Here is a 15,429-nt window from a genome sequence, read left to right as displayed (position 1 = left end):
ATTTACCCCAGAAATTTTCGTTTCAGCGAGCCGATGATGTCTGCATTGTTCAGCTCTTTAAACAGCTCCCGACAGGTGGCCAGAGCGAACAGTCCAACCAGGAACTCCACACCTGGCGTAACGTGCTCACCCTTGAGGGACATCAGCTCCAGCAACATGGGCGCCACATAAATTGCAAAGAAAAAGCCGATCGCAAAGCTGGTCAGCTTTTGCCAGCGGTTGATGCCATCCCCCAGGAAAGAAAGGGAGACGGCGGCGCCCATTGCCCCCGGCAGCAGCGGCAGGATGTATTTGGAGATCAGCAGCCAGATCGTGGCGAAAAATCCTGCGTCGTTATTCATGTTTATCCTTATAGTGAAGTACTGCGTTAACGTGGGCGGTTATGGACGACGATGGTGCGTACCATTTGCGGGGTGAATGTCACCCCACCTATAATTGCCGGCGGCGCCTTGGGGGTGCATTCGATCAGCATGTCTACGTCTTCTGCTACCGCCTTAGCCCAGACCTCCACCAGGTAGCCAGTGATGCGCTTGGTAATGAAGGTGCCGCCCTGGACATCAATCTCGGCATCGAGCAGAGTCAGGCCCAGCGCTGTAAAGGCATCCGTGTAATCAAAGCCGACTCCCAGGACTGACTTGGTGTTTTCAGTCAGTTCCAGCCGCTTGAGCGCGTCATGTTTTTGGGTTTCTATCATTCTTATCCCTGCTGTGAAGTAGTTGCCGGCACGCGATAGACGCGATTTACGGCCGGGATGCGCCAGGTGCGGTCCGCTGCCTTGACGCGGAATATGCGGCTGGCGTGGACGGGCGCCAGATTGACGCTGCTGGTGACAAAGCCATTCAGCTTTACATCATCCAGCACGACATCGAGGGTGACTATTCTAGGCGGCAAGCTGGAGGTGGACACCATTCCGGTCAGCGCTGCGTCTTGCAACGTGACGGCCTGCCGTGCAGACGTCTGCATCGATCCCGCGGCGGCCAGCTGGGCGGCATCCAAAGCTGCATTTACGCGCACATTGTTGCCTGCTGAGGCAACCAGGCTGGCAGCGACAGGCTGCAGCTGTGATGACCCGGCGACACCTGCAGAAGCGCTGGCCGTGGCCACGAGCGTGGCAGAGTCCAGCGTAATGGACAGATAGCCTATGCGCGGCGGAATAGCACTCACCAGGCTGAACAGTGCGGCGTCCTGCAGGGCGACCGCCAAACCAGCATTGGCAGCGGAGCTGGCGGCCGCCGCGATCGCCGCGCTGGCCAGCGTCGTCACTTGAGTGACACCAGCCTTGGCAGACGCCTGCAGCACTCCCGTCGCTGGCGCCAGCGCGGCGTTGACACTCAATGATGCCGATGCACTGCTGACCGCCGTCAAGAGGCTCGGCGCAGTGACCAGGCTAGCCGTAACCCGACTGGCCGCAGACACCTGCGCTGTCAGCGTTGCTGAATCAAGCGTGACGCTCAGCGCTACAAAGCTGCCGCTGGCACCTGCAGGCGGCGGGGACATCCCCACCGCTGCCATTCCCATCGCTGATAGGCCGACTGCCATTTAGAAGGGCCACTCCGTAGCAATGTCGTAATCCTGCACAGCCTCAAAGGACTGCAGGGTAGCGATGGCATCCCGGTGCCTGCCACTGATACCGGCGATCTCCTGGCCGACACCATCCAGCAGAGCTGCGTTTGCCATTATCTTGACCATCAAATCCTGCACTGGAATACGCCGGATCGCCGCCTCTCCCACAACCGATGGGCAGCTCGCCAAAGACTGTGTTTGCTGATATGCCATCGTCTGCGAGAGCAAGACCGGCCAGCGTGCGGCCTCAAATGCTGATTTCTTTTTGCCAGCGGTATCAAACTGGACACACGTCAGCGCATCCACCTCTGCCATCCGAGCTGTCTTTGCGTCTGCCAGCGTGTAGGCGTCCAGGACAGCCTGCACCGCCGCAGAATCACTGCAGACCCAGGCGCCGGCGTCAGCGATGCCGTTTCCATCGAGCTGGTGCTCAAAAGCCACGCTTAGCCCCGCTGCCTCGATGCGCTGGATAACGTCGGCCGTAATCGGGAAATTGACTGTGATCATTGGAATAAGGGCACTATGGCAGGTGCGTTATTGGTTGCATTACCGAAGGAGGCCGGTACGCCTGCACGAGCTGTAACGCCGAATGAGGCGAAGGGCATGCCACCACTGGCAAAGCGATTGATACGGTTAGATGCTGCAACACCACCCATGGGGCCAGGCAATACACTGTTGGAGCCATACAAAGACGGCGCGCCGTTTGAAACAGCATTGAACCAGTACCAGCCGTTGGCCACGATTCTGGAGGTCAGGTTTGCATACACGGCGCCGGCCGACGCCATGGACAAGCCGCTTGCGGCCGCAATGACGATCCCAGGACCACCGTCAGCCAGGCTGTTGGAGGAAAGGCAAATATTCAGACTCTTGCCGGCAGCCGCCGTCCCTACCTTCACGCCCATTTTGGAGATTGGAAAGCCCATCTGCAAAAGCACTGGCACACTGACCAGAACATCCGGGCTCATAGTGAAAAGCGAGAAATCCGTGCTATCCAGGAAGTTCATCGGGATGCTGGCATCATTCACACCGGATGTTGCAGACATGTTGGTACGAACCGGGAACCCGATCGCGCTCATCGCGGAGATGGAAGTGATCTCTACATCGATGTCCGCGGAGCTAGAACCAAAATTGACGGGAGGCGGCGCGCTGACATTGAGCACATTGCCAATCAAGGTCTCGACCGGAATTACCCTGCTCAGCACTTGCGACGCCGACACAGTCCCGTATCCGGTTTCTGCCTGCAGGAGTAGACCAAGCGCCCTGCTGGCCCATTGGCGGACCACGTAGGTGCAAGGTTGGTCAGACGCCAGGCCCGAGCCCATAGTCGCCAGCCCGCGCGCCGTCGTTACGGTAAGCGGCCCCGTACCGCCAGTTGCCGATGTACCTCCGGTCAGATCTGCCAGCATGGTTAGGCATTGCCTATAATAATATCCCACTGGGATGGGTTAAAAGGCTGACCGGTGGATACGTTCGTATTGTCCGTGCGCAGATCTTTAGGCCCGATATATTTCCATGTGACGGTGCCGTCGACGATGCTGTTACCAGTACCTGTCGGGCCACCCGAAGCTGCGGACGTACCGGGATTTATCACCTGGTACACGTTGCCGCCTTGGTCGACCTGTTTGCCCACTGTGTTGTATAGCGTGCTGAATGCATATGGTTGGGACACCAGACCCTGGATGCAATCACGATTGTCGGCATTGACGGCGATCCTGTAGTAGCGCACATCAGTCCCAGCTCCGGCTGCGGCCAGCCCCGTTGTCGTCCACGACCCATTCAATTGCTTCTTACCAGCGCCGGCAGTACTTGTGGTCAGCCAGTCTGCCGGCAGCGCACCTGAAGCGATCTTGGTGCCGGTGGGCGCGGTACTGATAGCCGCAGGCATATAGACGTTCTGAAGGCCGGCGTTAAACTGAGGGACCATGCCTTGCTGCGCTAGCAAGGAGGCATCAGACCTTGCGTCAAAATTGACCGGATCGCTCGTAGTCGGCGGATCAGGTAATTCATCAGCCGGTGTTGGCACGATGGGCGCTGATAAGCCCGCCCACAGTAGATGCATTGATTTTCTCCGACATCTGGCACGCCGACCACAATCTGATTGAGGGCGCCACATCCAAAGTGGATGGCCTGCGCAATACCAAGGCTATGGCAGCAGCAGGCAGCCCAATTGCCCAGCGTGTGACGGAAATCAATCTGCATGGCCTGTCCGATTTCTACATACCCAGCCCACAAGAGCATGACGTGATCGATGCTGCCATGCGTGCGGCAGGCTCAGAACCAGGCACTAATTCCCGCTACTGGACATCCATGCAGACAGCACAAGGTGCCGCCGCTTTCCATGACTACCAGACTGGTGGTCAGGGTTTTGAAAACATCCGCGAACCTATGAACGTGCTGCCAATCCGCCGCGAACTGGTTAGCTAAACTGCGCGACCTACCCATTGGCCGGATCAACGCCGGTCATGTTTTTCCTCTTGAAGCAAATCAACACTTACTCATAAACAACCATGACAAACCAATCAGCAGCGCAACAAGCAACCGAGGCATCTACAGATAGCCACCTCATAGCACGCATCAATGCAGTCGCTGTGAAGTTGGTTTTCCCCTTCATCGCTAAGGAAGACATACGCTACTACCTGAACGGAATCAATATCCGGCCCTTGCCGGAGGGTGGCGTGATGATCGTCGCGACAGACGGCCACCGCGCGATTGTGGTTCGGGATCCCAATGGCTTTGCCGAAGAAGAAATTATCGTCGCCATTTCCAAAGACGCACTCAAACATGCCGGTAGCGCCAAAAACACATTAGACGTGATGTCCGACGGACAAAGCATGTTCTCAGGAAAAGTCGCCGAACCGCTATTTATTCAACCTGGCAACGCATTGGTTGACGGCATTTTCCCTCGCATAGAGAGCGTAATGAATATGAAGGGCTATACCGAAGGCATTCAAGGAAGCCTCAATCCACGCTACCTCTATGACGCGCTGGTCATCAGCAAATCTTTCGGCGACTCCATCCGTTTTTTCACCACAAAAAGCGAGTCAGACGCCCTCAACTTTACGCTGAGCGGCATTGGCGACCTTGAATGTTTTGGCGCAATTATGAAAAAACGCGATCTAAACACAGGCCTTCCAGCTTGGTTCCCCAAGAAGCAAGCGGCAAACACATTGGCCGAAGTTTAAAAAATATCCGGAGGCAATATCGTGAGATTCAACCTCTTGTTCATCATCATCATTGTCGTCGCCACCTGCCTATTGGCGGCATTTTTCAACAAGTTTGTTGGAGTCATGTGATGGATGCCCTACGCAATACACCGCCAACCGAAGCAAGCCAGGCAGATACAGAATTTGATGCCTACCACGCGACCCACACCCCACGAATGGACACCAGCCGCGACATCATCCGTGGTGGCCTAGCTACACTACGCCGCTATTTTGCCGCTGGCAAGATCGCACAAAAACGGCTTGGCACTACTGAATTGGAGGACTAATGGGAGCCATGTTTGAAATACCCATCGCAACAGAAACCCTGACCCACGAAGAGATACAGGAAATTTCAGGATCCGCGCGTCGCTCAGATCAAATCGCCTGGCTGCAGTTAAATGGCTGGACCTTCCTTAAAAATCGGGCAGGAGATCCCATTGTGGGTCGCCTGTATGCCCGTCTTAAGTTAGCCGGCATCAATCCGTCGTCGCTTGGCGCTAGCACAAGCTGGTCGCTTGACGCGTCAAAAATACGATAAGCTATCTAATCATGAAGCCCAAATCCACAGGCAGAGACTTGCCGCCAAGAATGCTTCGTCGGACAAAAATACTTAAGTCCGGCAAGGTGTGGATTGCCTATTACTACAATGGGCGCGATGACAATGGCGACCGTCAAGAAATTCCTCTCGGAACAGACCTCAATGAAGCGAAGCGAAAATGGGCAGAACTGGAATGCAAGGAACCTCCGCCTGACACACGCATGATGAAAACCATCTTTGATCGATATGAGGCACAAATCATTCCGAAAAAAGGCATCAATACTCAGAGCGAAAACCTTGGCGCATTGAAGCAGCTGCGCATAGCGTTTAATGACGCCCCAATCGATGCCATCACCCCTTACGTTATCGCCCAATACCGCGATCGCCGTACTGCGAAAGTCCGCGCTAACAGAGAAATTTCTCTGCTTTCTCACATCTACAATCATGCGCGTGAGTGGGGCTACACCACCAAGGAAAACCCTACCACTGGCGTGAAAAAAAACAAGGAGATCCCGCGCGACTATTATGCGGATCCAGAAGTCTGGGAAGCCGTCTACGCGGTCGCTTGCGAAGAACTGCGCGATGCCATGGACATCAACTACCTGACAGGCCAGCGGCCGGCCGACGTTCTCAAGATGACTGAGCACGACGTCAAGCCCGAGTCACTGCATGTGAAGCAAAATAAGAGCAATAAAATCTTAAGAATTCTTCTCGAAAGCAATGGAGAAAAATCTCTTTTGAGTGAGAAATTGACTGAGATTCGCGGACGGTCCCGGAAGGTAAAAAGCATGCACTTGATCGCCACGCCTAAGGGACGGCATTTGACGAAAAAGATGCTGAGGGATCGGTTTGTCAAAGCTAGGAAGACAGCCGCAGACATCGCAGAAATCGCCGGCGACACGCTATTAGCACCCAGAATTAGAGCATTCCAATTCCGAGATATTCGGCCAAAGGCAGCGAGTGAGATTGACGATCTAACAGATGCCAGCAGATTGCTGGGGCATACAAAAGAGGAAATTACGAAGATTGTTTATAGGCGCGTTGGCGAGAAAGTAAAGCCGACAAAATAACAGCTTTACTATGCTAATTTCGATTGAAACAATTTAATTTGCTGAAGAATTTCTAAAACCTCTGTACGTACTTGCCCAAGAAACATAGCTTTGTCCCCCGGCTTAGTATCGTCCTCACGATTTATCCCCAATTCATTCGCTGCACAATACTCAATTAGCAAATCTTCGATCTTATCAAGGCCTTCCCTAGCAGTTTTTGCAAGGCCCTGATCAATCAGGGAGAGTGCCGACAATCCCAAACTCAACTCTAGGACTTTGCTTTTGTACGAATCGAGAAATGGAGTAATTTTCGACTGATCAAAGTTCGCATCACCGAATGGAGCAGGAACCGCTGCAGTCATTTCGACTACAGTTTTCAATAGCGGTTCGATCGCAATTGGGCCAATAACTTTCCGAAGCCAATAATCATCCTCAATAGAATGCTTACGGGCGCGAGAGTCTTTTCTTTTAGTGTAAATACCGAGACTTATAGATACGATCAGTGCCAATGTTCCGGTGCCAACTGAAAAAATCTTATCCCAGGTTACTTCAGGTGGTTTCAGTGAGTTCTCAAGAAATTGATCAATCAATTTCTCTTGAGATGATGTCAGTGAAAAATGAGATCCATTAAATTGCGGAGCTTCAGGATTTGAGGGATTTGGCTGTCCAACATCTGCAGAAGAGGAGGGGCGAACAATAACAGACGCCCCCCAAACGGTAACTTTCTCTGGTTCTTTTTCAGCGAGCGCAAAAGCATTACTCGCACAAAGTAAATTAGCTAGAAAAAATATTTTTATCCTGAAGAGCTCTGGCAACACAGCTGTCAATGACTTCTCGGAATAGACCATTGGTTTCGAAGTGATATTTATTGTAAAAAGCCTGTTTACTACCTGCCTTCACTACACTCTTTCCAAACAGTCCCAAGATAAAGGAACTACTTATAGAATATGTAGAATCTGGAATTTTTACTTCCACAAGGATGTTGTTGTCGTCAAAACCATCTACATTAAGCGACTTACGCAGCAATTCACCACGAGGCCGCCCAGTAAATACGGGTCCTTCAAACTTACCAAAATCAATAATCACGGTATCACTCATGTCTTATCTCCGGCCAAAGCAACTGTACTTGTAGTGCTTAGCGGAAAGCGGATGCTAATAATTGTCCCCGGAAAATGTAAGCCGAGAGGCTTCACATATCTAGGATCAGGCTTGCTATAAAGATCATTGGAGACATTAAACGCTATAACTTTACCACGTCCCCCACTTTCACGCATTTTGTATGTCCCGTCAAACAAAATGTATGTTTCACCGGACACGATTGCCATCTTCGCTTTAATTGGGCTGTCAGCAGCGCACTCCTCGTGAACCTTTTGAAAAAACTCAATCAAATCTCCCGTACCTTGACCTCGGGTATCATCTTTTGAATTATTTTTCGAGCTCACGTGCCCCTGAAGCGCAACTAATGTCAATAAATCGGTTTGCCGCCAATTAGGCGTAAACAGGCTCATCCCATGATGCAGTTTAAGGTAAGGATCAATCTGCTGCCGGGTATAACTACCGCTTGGAAGCGCTTTCAGTGTTTCCGCGATTGATTTTCCAAAGTTAAATATCGCTATCTCACATATTGGATCTTCAAGTGAATTATCAAGGTACCCTTGAATAGTCCAATCTACAAATCCCGGATGCTCCTCGGCATTTCCCAGAATCTCACCGATATATTCACAAAGCTTATGTCTTGCCCTTGGAGTCAGCGCTCGCCTATGATCACCTAAACAGGTATCGACGTGATCGACAAATCCTTGAACTGTTCGCGATTTAAAATCAGATTTAGTCGGATCCGCTTTTACATGGTAATGACGGTTTCTTTTATCGAAACGACGTAATTTTGCGACTTCATTATCGGAAGGCCCTTCATGTTTTACCGAGAGATGTTTGATGATCCCCATGGATCGAATAAAGCGTTTTATCGATTCATTTTTAGGATATGCCCCCGAAAAGCCCACCTTGCTGTCTCTATACCTGCCCTCTACAACAATTTCGGTTGCAACCAAATCAAGCAATGCATTTGCAGCTAGGTCATACTGTTCAAGTGCCGACTGATCGATCCGAATAGAGCGCACACGATACATGCGTACGACCTTAGCAAATTTCTCCACCAACTGAATGGCCGTTGTCGGATCTTCAATGATCGAAAAAACCGGCGGAACAACAATATCGACTGATTTTCCGAGGTCCGGAACTTTGTGTCTATTCGCTTGAGCCAGCATCCTGATGATTACCGAACGATCCCCAAATCGAGTCCGGTGTCTGCTGGCAAGCTTCGCTTCTATACGCAGTCTTCTTGCGAACCGATTTTTGCGGCGCTTAGCCTTACGCAAACGTTTATTTGATAATAACAGGTCGGCTTCATTCGAGATCATATTTAGGCTCTGTTGCCCTACGATTTTATTTTAGTTTTGCAACCACTAACGTTAGCTCAAATGCAACGATTATACTTACCTGCAGCCGAATCTACAATTATTCGTGTTACCAAAATTTCATTGAGCAAATAACTATTAGATGTAGTACAGGCTAGTTGCGGAGATCATCTCCGCAACTAGCCTGTACTACAGCGGTTAGGCATGGCACTATCGCTATCGAAGCAATACGCGGGACACAAAAAAAGCCCTTGATAATCAAGGGCTTAATTAAGAATACTTGGCGGAAGCGGTGAGATTCGAACTCACGAACGGCTCACACCGTCGCCAGTTTTCAAGACTGGTGCCTTCAACCACTCGGCCACACTTCCTTTTCGGTTACCAGATGCAATATTTTCAATTGCGCCTAACTTCCGAGCCCATGATTATACTGCAGATTTAATACTTCCGCGCATTTTTTAGACCGAGATTTGTGCTTCTCTATTCTTTGACTAGGATCCAAGACAACAGGAATTACAATCCTGGACTCTGCGACTAGAGTGCAAAACGATAATCCTTGACCAGCATTTCCTCAAACTTCGCAGCGCTGACCGGGTGCGAGAACATGTAGCCCTGCACTTCGTCGCAGCCGGCGTTTTTCAGGAAATTGAGCTGCTCCTGGCTTTCCACACCTTCTGCAATGACCCTGTGCTTCAGTTGCTTGGCCATGCTGATGATGGCGCTGGCGATCGCGCAGTCGTTCACGTCTTCCGGTATGCCCTGGATAAAGGAGCGGTCTATCTTCAGCGTGTCTATGGGGAAGCGCTTCAGGTAAGACAGGCTGGAATAGCCGGTGCCGAAATCGTCCAGCGACAGGGTCACACCCAGCGTGGTGATTTCATCCATGATGCCGAGCACGCCTTGCGCGCTGTTCATCAGCATGCTTTCGGTGATTTCCAGCTCCAGCCATTGCGGTGCGATATTGTGGCGGCTCAGCACATCGCCTACCCGTTCCGGCAATGAGTTGGTGAATTCCTTGGCCGAGACATTGACGGCAACGCGGAAGGCATCCTGTCCCAGGTCGCGCCATTTACGCGCTTGCGCGCAGGCGGTTTCCAGCACCCAGGCATCTATCTGCAGGATCAGGCCGGTCTCTTCTGCCACCGGAATAAAGTCTACCGGCGAAATCATGCCGCGCTCCGGATGCAGCCAGCGCAGCAATGCTTCCGCACCGATGATCTTGCCGGTGGCGATGTCTATCTTGGGCTGGTACAGCAGCGAAAATTCCTTGCGCTCCAGCGCGCGCCGCAAAGCGGACTCTATATGCAGACGGCCGGCGATGGTGTGGTTCATTTCCTGGTTATAGAAAACGTAACCGCCGCCTACGCCCTCGCCGCTGCGCTTGGCCTTGAACATCGCAATGTCGGCGCGGCGGATCAGGTTGTCTGCATCCTGGCCGTCTTGCGGATACACGCTGATGCCTATGCTGGCGCCTATGCGCAACTCATGGCCTTCGATGATGAATTCTTCATCCAACGCAGCCAGCAGTTTTTGTGCGACCAGGCCTGCGTGATAGTGCTGGTTGATCTCCAGCAGCGCGATCGCAAACTCATCGCTACCCAGGCGTGCTACCACGTCGTTGTCGCGCAGCGTGCGGCGCAGGCGCTCTGCAACCTGCTTGAGCAGCAAATCGCCGATGTGGTGACCCAGTGTGTCGTTGATAGGCTTGAAGCGGTTCAGGTCGATGAACAACAGCGAACCCAGCGTGGAATTACGCTGGAACTGTATCAGCGCCTTGTCCACCAGTTTCTTGAACAGCGTGCGATTCGGCAGGCCGGTCAGCAGGTCGTAATAGGCCAGGTGGTTGATACGCTCTTCGGCCTGCTTGCGCTCGGTGATGTCGCGCAGATAACCGATGATGCCTATCGGTTCCTTGTTGGCATCGCACAGCGGCGACAATGTGAGGCTGGCCCAGAATACTTCGCCGGATTTTTTACGGCGGCGCACTTCCATTTCGCGGCCGCCCTGTTCCAGGAAAACGTCAAACAGTTTCAGGCCATCCAGCTCTTCATCGTCATACAGGAACAGGATGTTCTTGCCTATAGCTTCGCTGGCCGTGTAACCAAATAGTTTTTCGGCGCCGCGATTCCAGCTGACGATAAAGCCAGCCAGATCCATGGTAATGACAGACTCCTGCATCTGATCCAATATCTGTGACTGTTGTTGCAATTGTACCTGCGCCGTTTCATTCATGCGCTTGCCCAGCTCGGCCTTGGTGGCGAATAATCTTACCGTAAGATCGGTCAGCACTGCCAGCCTTGCCTGGTCCTGCTCGGTATAGCCGTTCTTTTTGCCGGACAACACGTAGAAGGTGCCAGGCAAAACGGCACGCACCAGTTGCGGCACGTCGTCGTGGCTGGGCGATTGGCGGACATAGCCGCCTTGTGGGCTCTCCAGTACATTCCTGGCGATACGGCTCAAGGCGGCGTCCAGCGCATCGCCCTGCAGACAAAGTATGGCTTCTCCAAGTTCTGCGCCGAGATTGAGGTCGTGCGCTCCCGTTCGAGATATCATCGTTACATATCCTGACAGACCAGATTGACCCATTCATAGGCCTTGGTCACGCAGCGATAGTAAGCCTCTATATCCAGGCCGGTATCCAGCAACTGTTGCAGGTCCACGGCAGATTTGTCGGTGTCGGCGGACTCCACCAGGCTGAGCATTCCGCCCAGATGCCCCCTGCGGTCCAGCAATGCGTCCATCACTTCTTCGGTCAGATTCAGCGGCTGCAGTACCTCGTTCAAAGGCTGGCCAAATAACACATGCAGCAGAGAGAACATGCCCACCATGAAGGCAGCATCCTGTTCATCCTTGCTGCCGCCGTTTTTCTGACACACGGATTCCATCAGGCTGGCCCGGAAGGCGGCACGCGGCATCAGCGGATTGAGGCCTGCGCCCTGCTCATTCTGGCGCGCGTACAGCAGCAGTTGCAACCAGCGCTGCAACTGGCGGCGGCCTAGCAGGTTGATGGCTTGGCCGAAGCTGGAGACTTTCACCGTTTGCGCAAACGCAGCAGAGCTGACCAGCTTGAACAGACTGAATGACAGATTGGTATCTTGCTTGAACAATTCTTCCAGTTCGCGCGATTCTGCATCGCGTGAGACCAGGCCCAGCAACTTCAACAAGCGGGCGCGGGCACCGCTGTCTGCAGCGCTGGTTTTCGGGGGAGGTGTAAACGCATAGTCGCCCGAGAAAATTTTGAAGCCGGCGCCTATCGCATCCTGCAGCTGCGCAGGGTTGGTGATTTGCTTGGCCCAGTGCAGGCCACCACTCAGGCCGCTCAGCAAAGGCTTGACGTAAAACGGAACGCCGGTGCTGCAATCAATGGCTACGGTCTTGGAACCGTTCCAGCTTAGCTCGGTCTTGGAGGCCAGATCGCCAACCAGGATGCGGTAACCCAGGCTCAGCAGATATTTGAGCTTGGTCTGCACTTCAGGATTGGAACAACTCTGTTCCGATATGCAGAACATCAGGCGCGATGCAGCGACCCGCCCTTCCAAGTCGGGCGGCAACAGCATGGGGTCGGAAATGGAGAGCAGTAAAGATACGCCGGCCAGCTTGTCGAAGAAATCGATTTCTTTAAATTGCTGCAGTAATTGCAGCACCTCTTCGGTGGAGGCGACTTTTAAATTGGGACAGAGGGCGACTAGTTGTTGCTTAGTATTGACGACAGGCAATAGAGCAGCAACCGGTACCGTTGAGCTGGTCGAGTCTAGAATATCCATTTATCTTTGTGTGAGGCTTAGAGTCGGATTGCGTTGGATTTCGCTCAGGGATGTTATGTTGAAAATTAGTCAATTGCAACATGAATTGAAGAAATACTTGAGCTATATTAACGAATCTGCGTGAAAGTGCTCAGTAAAATTTCACATTGCACAGATTCCTACGCAGATTTAGCGACACCTTGCAGTACGACAACTATTTAGCCTACAGCACTATTCCGGCAACACCTACTCGCTCTTCAGAAAAAATTGCTGCAGATCATTCAAGAAACGCTTGCCCAATTCAGTAGGCTTGATCACTTGATGATCCCGGTATAGCAAGCCCTTCTGCTCCGCCAGTGATAATTCTTTTTCGATATTGTTCAACAACAAACCCGTGCGTTCATAAAACAGATTGGCGTTGAAGCCTTCGTTCAGGCGCAGGGCGTTCAGCATGAATTCAAAGCCCATTTCATGGCGACCGATTTCCACTGACTCTTGCACTGCATTGCCCTGCATTGCCGCGTCGATGAAAGCTTTCGGTTGCTTGTAGCGTGCCTGCCTGATCACACGGTGAGGAAAGGACAATTTGGAATGCGCGCCCGCACCGATGCCGAGGTAATCGCCGAAGTTCCAGTAGTTCAGATTGTGACGCGATTCGTGGCCAGGCTTGGCATAAGCGGACACCTCATAGTTCACGTAACCGGCATCCTGCATCTTGCCCTGGATCAGGTCCTGCATCTCGGCGCTGAGGTCATCGTCAGGTATCACCGGAGGATACTTGGCGAAGTAGGTATTCGGTTCCAGCGTCAAGTGGTATAGCGACAGATGCGGTGGTGCCAGCGAAATCGCGGTTTCCACATCCTGCCTGGCTTGCTCTATTGTCTGGCCCGGCAACGCAAACATCAGGTCCAGGTTGAAATTGTCGAAATACTTTTGCGCAATGGCGACTGCTTTCATTGCCTCATCGCCGTTATGGATGCGGCCCAGTGCGTGCAGGTGATCTGAATTAAAGCTTTGTATGCCTATCGACAGGCGGTTGATGCCGCTGTCACGATAGGAACGGAACTTGTCGGTCTCGAAAGTGCCGGGGTTGGCTTCCATCGTGATTTCTGCGTCAAGGTCCAGCGGCAGCAAGGTGCGCACGTCAGACAGCAGGCGGTCCAGGCCGGCAGCGGACATCAGGCTGGGCGTGCCGCCGCCAATAAAGACCGTATAGATCTTGCGGCCCCAGATCAATGGCAGCGCATGTTCCAGATCGGCACGGACGGCAGCCAGATAAGCATCTTCGTCGAAACTGCTTTTTACTTCATGCGAATTGAAGTCGCAGTAAGGGCACTTCTTTACGCACCAGGGAAAATGGATGTATAGCGATAGCGGCGGCAATGCAGTCAGGTTCAGGCTGCCTGCGCCCAGGTAATTGCTCACCACATCCTGCGCAACGCTGTCTATGGATTTGCTGGTATTGCTACTGCTGGTGGCCGCAAAATCGGCAACCGGTTTGATCGGTATCATTTCAATTTTTCTACTAAGGCACGCAGAGCCTGGCCACGGTGCGACAACTGGTTTTTTTCCTGCGAAGTGAGTTCGGCTGCGGTCTTGCCCAGCGAAGGGATCCAGAAATAAGGATCGTAGCCGAAGCCACCTTCTCCGCGTGGCGCTGCCACCATCTCGCCGGTCCAGACGCCATCGGCAATGATGGGCTGCGGGTCATTGGCAGACCGCACATACACCAGCACGCAGTAATAATACGCCGAGCGGTCTTTGTGTGCCGACAGGTTTTCAATCAGGTGCGCATTATTGCGGGCATCAGACTTGGGCTCGCCGGCATAGCGCGCGGAATAAACTCCCGGCGCGCCGCCCAGCGCATTGACGCACACGCCGGAATCATCTGCCAGAGCCGGCAAGCCGGTCAGCCTGGAAGCATGGCGCGCCTTTTCCAAAGCGTTTTCCAAGAAGGTGATGTGCGGTTCGGGGCATTCGGGCACATTGAACTCGGCTTGCGAGTGCACTTCTATGCCCAGCGGGGCCAGTATCTGAAAGAACTCTTTCAGCTTGCCCTGGTTGTTGGAGGCGAGAACTATTTTTCGTGTCATGACATTTCTACTCTACAGATGCAGCCCGGCATTTTACGCGGGGCTGCGGGCGGCCCTACAAACGTAGGCAGGGCCGCCGCGGAACTACATAATTACATGCTCAGTACTTGTTTTTGCAGCGCGATCAAATCGGTGATGCCTTCCTGCGCCAGATCCAGCAAGCGGTTCATGGTAGCACGGTCGAAAGCTTCGCCTTCAGCCGTACCCTGCACTTCGACAAAATGGCCCTGCTCGGTCATCACCACATTCATGTCGGTATCGCAGGAAGAATCTTCCGGATAATCCAGATCCAGCACCGGCACGCCCTGATAAACACCAACGGAAATAGCAGCCACAAAATGCTTGACCGGTATCGCAGTAATGGCGCCGCGCTCTACCAGCTTGGAAAAGGCATCATACGCCGCCACCATCGCGCCGGTGATCGATGCAGTGCGGGTGCCGCCATCAGCCTGGATCACATCGCAATCAATGTGCAGCGTGCGTTCGCCAAAGGCTTCCAGATCAAAGGCTGCGCGCAGCGAGCGGCCTATCAGGCGCTGTATTTCCTGCGTGCGGCCGGACTGCTTGCCCTTGGCAGCTTCCCTGTCCATGCGGGTATGCGTGGAGCGCGGCAGCATGCCGTATTCCGCCGTCATCCAGCCCTGGCCTTTGCCCTTCAGGAAGCCCGGCACCTTGTCTTCTATGCTGGCCGTGCAGATCACGCGAGTATCGCCGAACTCAATCAGCACGGAACCTTCCGCATGTTTGGTGAAGTGGCGGCTAATGACGACAGGACGCAATGCGTCCGGAGCGCGCCCGCTAGGGCGGAGGGTTTGAGACATGA

At 53.1% G+C, this 15,429-nt stretch carries 19 protein-coding genes and 1 tRNA gene; 5 read left to right on the top strand and 15 right to left on the bottom strand.

Translation table 11 applies throughout. The features are described 5' to 3' along the window. Nucleotides 1–2: 2 nt before the first annotated feature. The 6 genes from IEW12_RS27410 to IEW12_RS27385 are packed head-to-tail and all read right to left on the bottom strand — an operon-like array spanning nucleotide 3 to nucleotide 3,622. Nucleotides 3–341: a holin gene (locus IEW12_RS27410; protein WP_229751386.1), complete on the bottom strand. Its 339-nt coding sequence runs from the start codon at nucleotides 339–341 to the stop codon at nucleotides 3–5. Nucleotides 342–367: 26 nt separating this feature from the next. Beyond that, nucleotides 368–694: a hypothetical protein gene (locus tag IEW12_RS27405; RefSeq protein WP_188569324.1), complete on the bottom strand. Its 327-nt coding sequence runs from the start codon at nucleotides 692–694 to the stop codon at nucleotides 368–370. 2 nt (nucleotides 695–696) lie between these two features. Continuing rightward, nucleotides 697–1,539: a hypothetical protein gene (locus IEW12_RS27400; RefSeq protein ID WP_188569323.1), complete on the bottom strand. Its 843-nt coding sequence runs from the start codon at nucleotides 1,537–1,539 to the stop codon at nucleotides 697–699. After that, nucleotides 1,540–2,070, bottom strand: coding sequence for a hypothetical protein (locus IEW12_RS27395; protein ID WP_188569322.1), 531 nt, complete (start codon nucleotides 2,068–2,070; stop codon nucleotides 1,540–1,542). It abuts the gene before it with no gap. Then, nucleotides 2,067–2,969 carry a hypothetical protein gene (locus tag IEW12_RS27390; RefSeq protein ID WP_188569321.1) on the bottom strand — a complete coding sequence of 301 codons (903 nt, stop codon included), beginning with the start codon at nucleotides 2,967–2,969 and terminating at the stop codon, nucleotides 2,067–2,069. Before IEW12_RS27390 ends, IEW12_RS27395 begins: the two co-directional genes overlap by 4 nt. Nucleotides 2,970–2,971: 2 nt before the next feature. After that, nucleotides 2,972–3,622, bottom strand: coding sequence for a hypothetical protein (locus IEW12_RS27385; RefSeq protein ID WP_188569320.1), 651 nt, complete (start codon nucleotides 3,620–3,622; stop codon nucleotides 2,972–2,974). Between IEW12_RS27385 and IEW12_RS27380 the strand changes: the two genes are divergently transcribed. From IEW12_RS27380 to IEW12_RS27360, 5 genes are all read left to right on the top strand, one after another. Next, entirely contained in the window at nucleotides 3,622–3,987 is a 366-nt protein-coding gene (locus tag IEW12_RS27380) for a hypothetical protein (protein WP_188569319.1), read from the top strand. The genes IEW12_RS27385 and IEW12_RS27380 overlap by 1 nt on opposite strands. A gap of 83 nt (nucleotides 3,988–4,070) precedes the next feature. Beyond that, nucleotides 4,071–4,745 (top strand): hypothetical protein, encoded by a 675-nt coding sequence (locus IEW12_RS27375; protein WP_188569318.1) that lies wholly within the window; start codon nucleotides 4,071–4,073, stop codon nucleotides 4,743–4,745. A gap of 110 nt (nucleotides 4,746–4,855) precedes the next feature. Continuing rightward, complete coding sequence (locus IEW12_RS27370) at nucleotides 4,856–5,053, top strand: hypothetical protein (protein ID WP_188569317.1); 198 nt, start codon at nucleotides 4,856–4,858, stop codon at nucleotides 5,051–5,053. An 8-nt stretch (nucleotides 5,054–5,061) separates the two neighbouring features. After that, a complete protein-coding gene (locus tag IEW12_RS27365) occupies nucleotides 5,062–5,304 on the top strand; it encodes a DUF4224 domain-containing protein (protein ID WP_229751385.1) in 243 nt (80 codons plus the stop codon). A gap of 11 nt (nucleotides 5,305–5,315) precedes the next feature. Then, nucleotides 5,316–6,374, top strand: coding sequence for a site-specific integrase (locus IEW12_RS27360; protein ID WP_188569316.1), 1,059 nt, complete (start codon nucleotides 5,316–5,318; stop codon nucleotides 6,372–6,374). Nucleotides 6,375–6,382: 8 nt separating this feature from the next. Here IEW12_RS27360 and IEW12_RS27355 read toward each other — a convergent pair whose 3' ends face one another. The 9 genes from IEW12_RS27355 to rph form a co-directional block, all read right to left on the bottom strand. Continuing rightward, nucleotides 6,383–7,180 carry a hypothetical protein gene (locus tag IEW12_RS27355; protein WP_188569315.1) on the bottom strand — a complete coding sequence of 266 codons (798 nt, stop codon included), beginning with the start codon at nucleotides 7,178–7,180 and terminating at the stop codon, nucleotides 6,383–6,385. Continuing rightward, a complete protein-coding gene (locus tag IEW12_RS27350) occupies nucleotides 7,128–7,451 on the bottom strand; it encodes a hypothetical protein (RefSeq protein ID WP_188569314.1) in 324 nt (107 codons plus the stop codon). The genes IEW12_RS27355 and IEW12_RS27350 overlap by 53 nt, the downstream gene beginning before the upstream one ends. Further along, the gene (locus IEW12_RS27345) at nucleotides 7,448–8,773 is read right to left on the bottom strand and encodes a hypothetical protein (protein ID WP_188569313.1); all 1,326 of its coding nucleotides are present in this window, start codon (nucleotides 8,771–8,773) and stop codon (nucleotides 7,448–7,450) included. The genes IEW12_RS27350 and IEW12_RS27345 overlap by 4 nt, the downstream gene beginning before the upstream one ends. 278 nt (nucleotides 8,774–9,051) lie before the next feature. Further along, a tRNA-Ser gene (locus IEW12_RS27340) sits at nucleotides 9,052–9,141 on the bottom strand. Nucleotides 9,142–9,304: 163 nt separating this feature from the next. After that, nucleotides 9,305–11,323, bottom strand: a complete 2,019-nt coding sequence (locus IEW12_RS27335; protein WP_188569312.1) for a putative bifunctional diguanylate cyclase/phosphodiesterase — start codon at nucleotides 11,321–11,323, stop codon at nucleotides 9,305–9,307. 2 nt (nucleotides 11,324–11,325) lie between these two features. Beyond that, nucleotides 11,326–12,534 (bottom strand): EAL and HDOD domain-containing protein, encoded by a 1,209-nt coding sequence (locus IEW12_RS27330; protein ID WP_188569311.1) that lies wholly within the window; start codon nucleotides 12,532–12,534, stop codon nucleotides 11,326–11,328. Nucleotides 12,535–12,759: 225 nt separating this feature from the next. Beyond that, nucleotides 12,760–14,025, bottom strand: coding sequence for a radical SAM family heme chaperone HemW (hemW, locus tag IEW12_RS27325; RefSeq protein WP_188569310.1), 1,266 nt, complete (start codon nucleotides 14,023–14,025; stop codon nucleotides 12,760–12,762). Next, on the bottom strand, nucleotides 14,022–14,606 hold the full coding sequence (gene rdgB / locus IEW12_RS27320) for an RdgB/HAM1 family non-canonical purine NTP pyrophosphatase (protein ID WP_188569309.1): 585 nt from the start codon (nucleotides 14,604–14,606) through the stop codon (nucleotides 14,022–14,024). Before rdgB ends, hemW begins: the two co-directional genes overlap by 4 nt. 92 nt (nucleotides 14,607–14,698) lie before the next feature. Next, nucleotides 14,699–15,427 carry a ribonuclease PH gene (gene rph, locus IEW12_RS27315; RefSeq protein WP_188569308.1) on the bottom strand — a complete coding sequence of 243 codons (729 nt, stop codon included), beginning with the start codon at nucleotides 15,425–15,427 and terminating at the stop codon, nucleotides 14,699–14,701. Between the last annotated feature and the right edge of the window lie 2 nt (nucleotides 15,428–15,429).

This window comes from Parundibacterium terreum (assembly GCF_014636315.1).
GTDB classification, from domain to species: Bacteria; Pseudomonadota; Gammaproteobacteria; order Burkholderiales; family Burkholderiaceae_D; genus Undibacterium; species Undibacterium terreum.
This window is presented reverse-complemented; position numbering and strand designations above follow the sequence as displayed.

Bases quoted from the DNA above. Each gene is read 5' to 3' on its own strand.
- IEW12_RS27410 (WP_229751386.1), bottom strand. From the start codon at position 341: ATGAATAACGACGCAGGATTTTTCGCCACGATCTGGCTGCTGATCTCC.
- IEW12_RS27405 (WP_188569324.1), bottom strand. From the start codon at position 694: ATGATAGAAACCCAAAAACATGACGCGCTCAAGCGGCTGGAACTGACT.
- IEW12_RS27400 (WP_188569323.1), bottom strand. From the start codon at position 1,539: ATGGCAGTCGGCCTATCAGCGATGGGAATGGCAGCGGTGGGGATGTCC.
- IEW12_RS27395 (WP_188569322.1), bottom strand. From the start codon at position 2,070: ATGATCACAGTCAATTTCCCGATTACGGCCGACGTTATCCAGCGCATC.
- IEW12_RS27390 (WP_188569321.1), bottom strand. From the start codon at position 2,969: ATGCTGGCAGATCTGACCGGAGGTACATCGGCAACTGGCGGTACGGGG.
- IEW12_RS27385 (WP_188569320.1), bottom strand. From the start codon at position 3,622: ATGCATCTACTGTGGGCGGGCTTATCAGCGCCCATCGTGCCAACACCG.
- IEW12_RS27375 (WP_188569318.1), top strand. From the start codon at position 4,071: ATGACAAACCAATCAGCAGCGCAACAAGCAACCGAGGCATCTACAGAT.
- IEW12_RS27370 (WP_188569317.1), top strand. From the start codon at position 4,856: ATGGATGCCCTACGCAATACACCGCCAACCGAAGCAAGCCAGGCAGAT.
- IEW12_RS27365 (WP_229751385.1), top strand. From the start codon at position 5,062: ATGTTTGAAATACCCATCGCAACAGAAACCCTGACCCACGAAGAGATA.
- IEW12_RS27360 (WP_188569316.1), top strand. From the start codon at position 5,316: ATGAAGCCCAAATCCACAGGCAGAGACTTGCCGCCAAGAATGCTTCGT.
- IEW12_RS27350 (WP_188569314.1), bottom strand. From the start codon at position 7,451: ATGAGTGATACCGTGATTATTGATTTTGGTAAGTTTGAAGGACCCGTA.
- IEW12_RS27345 (WP_188569313.1), bottom strand. From the start codon at position 8,773: ATGATCTCGAATGAAGCCGACCTGTTATTATCAAATAAACGTTTGCGT.
- IEW12_RS27335 (WP_188569312.1), bottom strand. From the start codon at position 11,323: ATGATATCTCGAACGGGAGCGCACGACCTCAATCTCGGCGCAGAACTT.
- IEW12_RS27330 (WP_188569311.1), bottom strand. From the start codon at position 12,534: ATGGATATTCTAGACTCGACCAGCTCAACGGTACCGGTTGCTGCTCTA.
- hemW (WP_188569310.1), bottom strand. From the start codon at position 14,025: ATGATACCGATCAAACCGGTTGCCGATTTTGCGGCCACCAGCAGTAGC.
- rdgB (WP_188569309.1), bottom strand. From the start codon at position 14,606: ATGACACGAAAAATAGTTCTCGCCTCCAACAACCAGGGCAAGCTGAAA.
- rph (WP_188569308.1), bottom strand. From the start codon at position 15,427: ATGTCTCAAACCCTCCGCCCTAGCGGGCGCGCTCCGGACGCATTGCGT.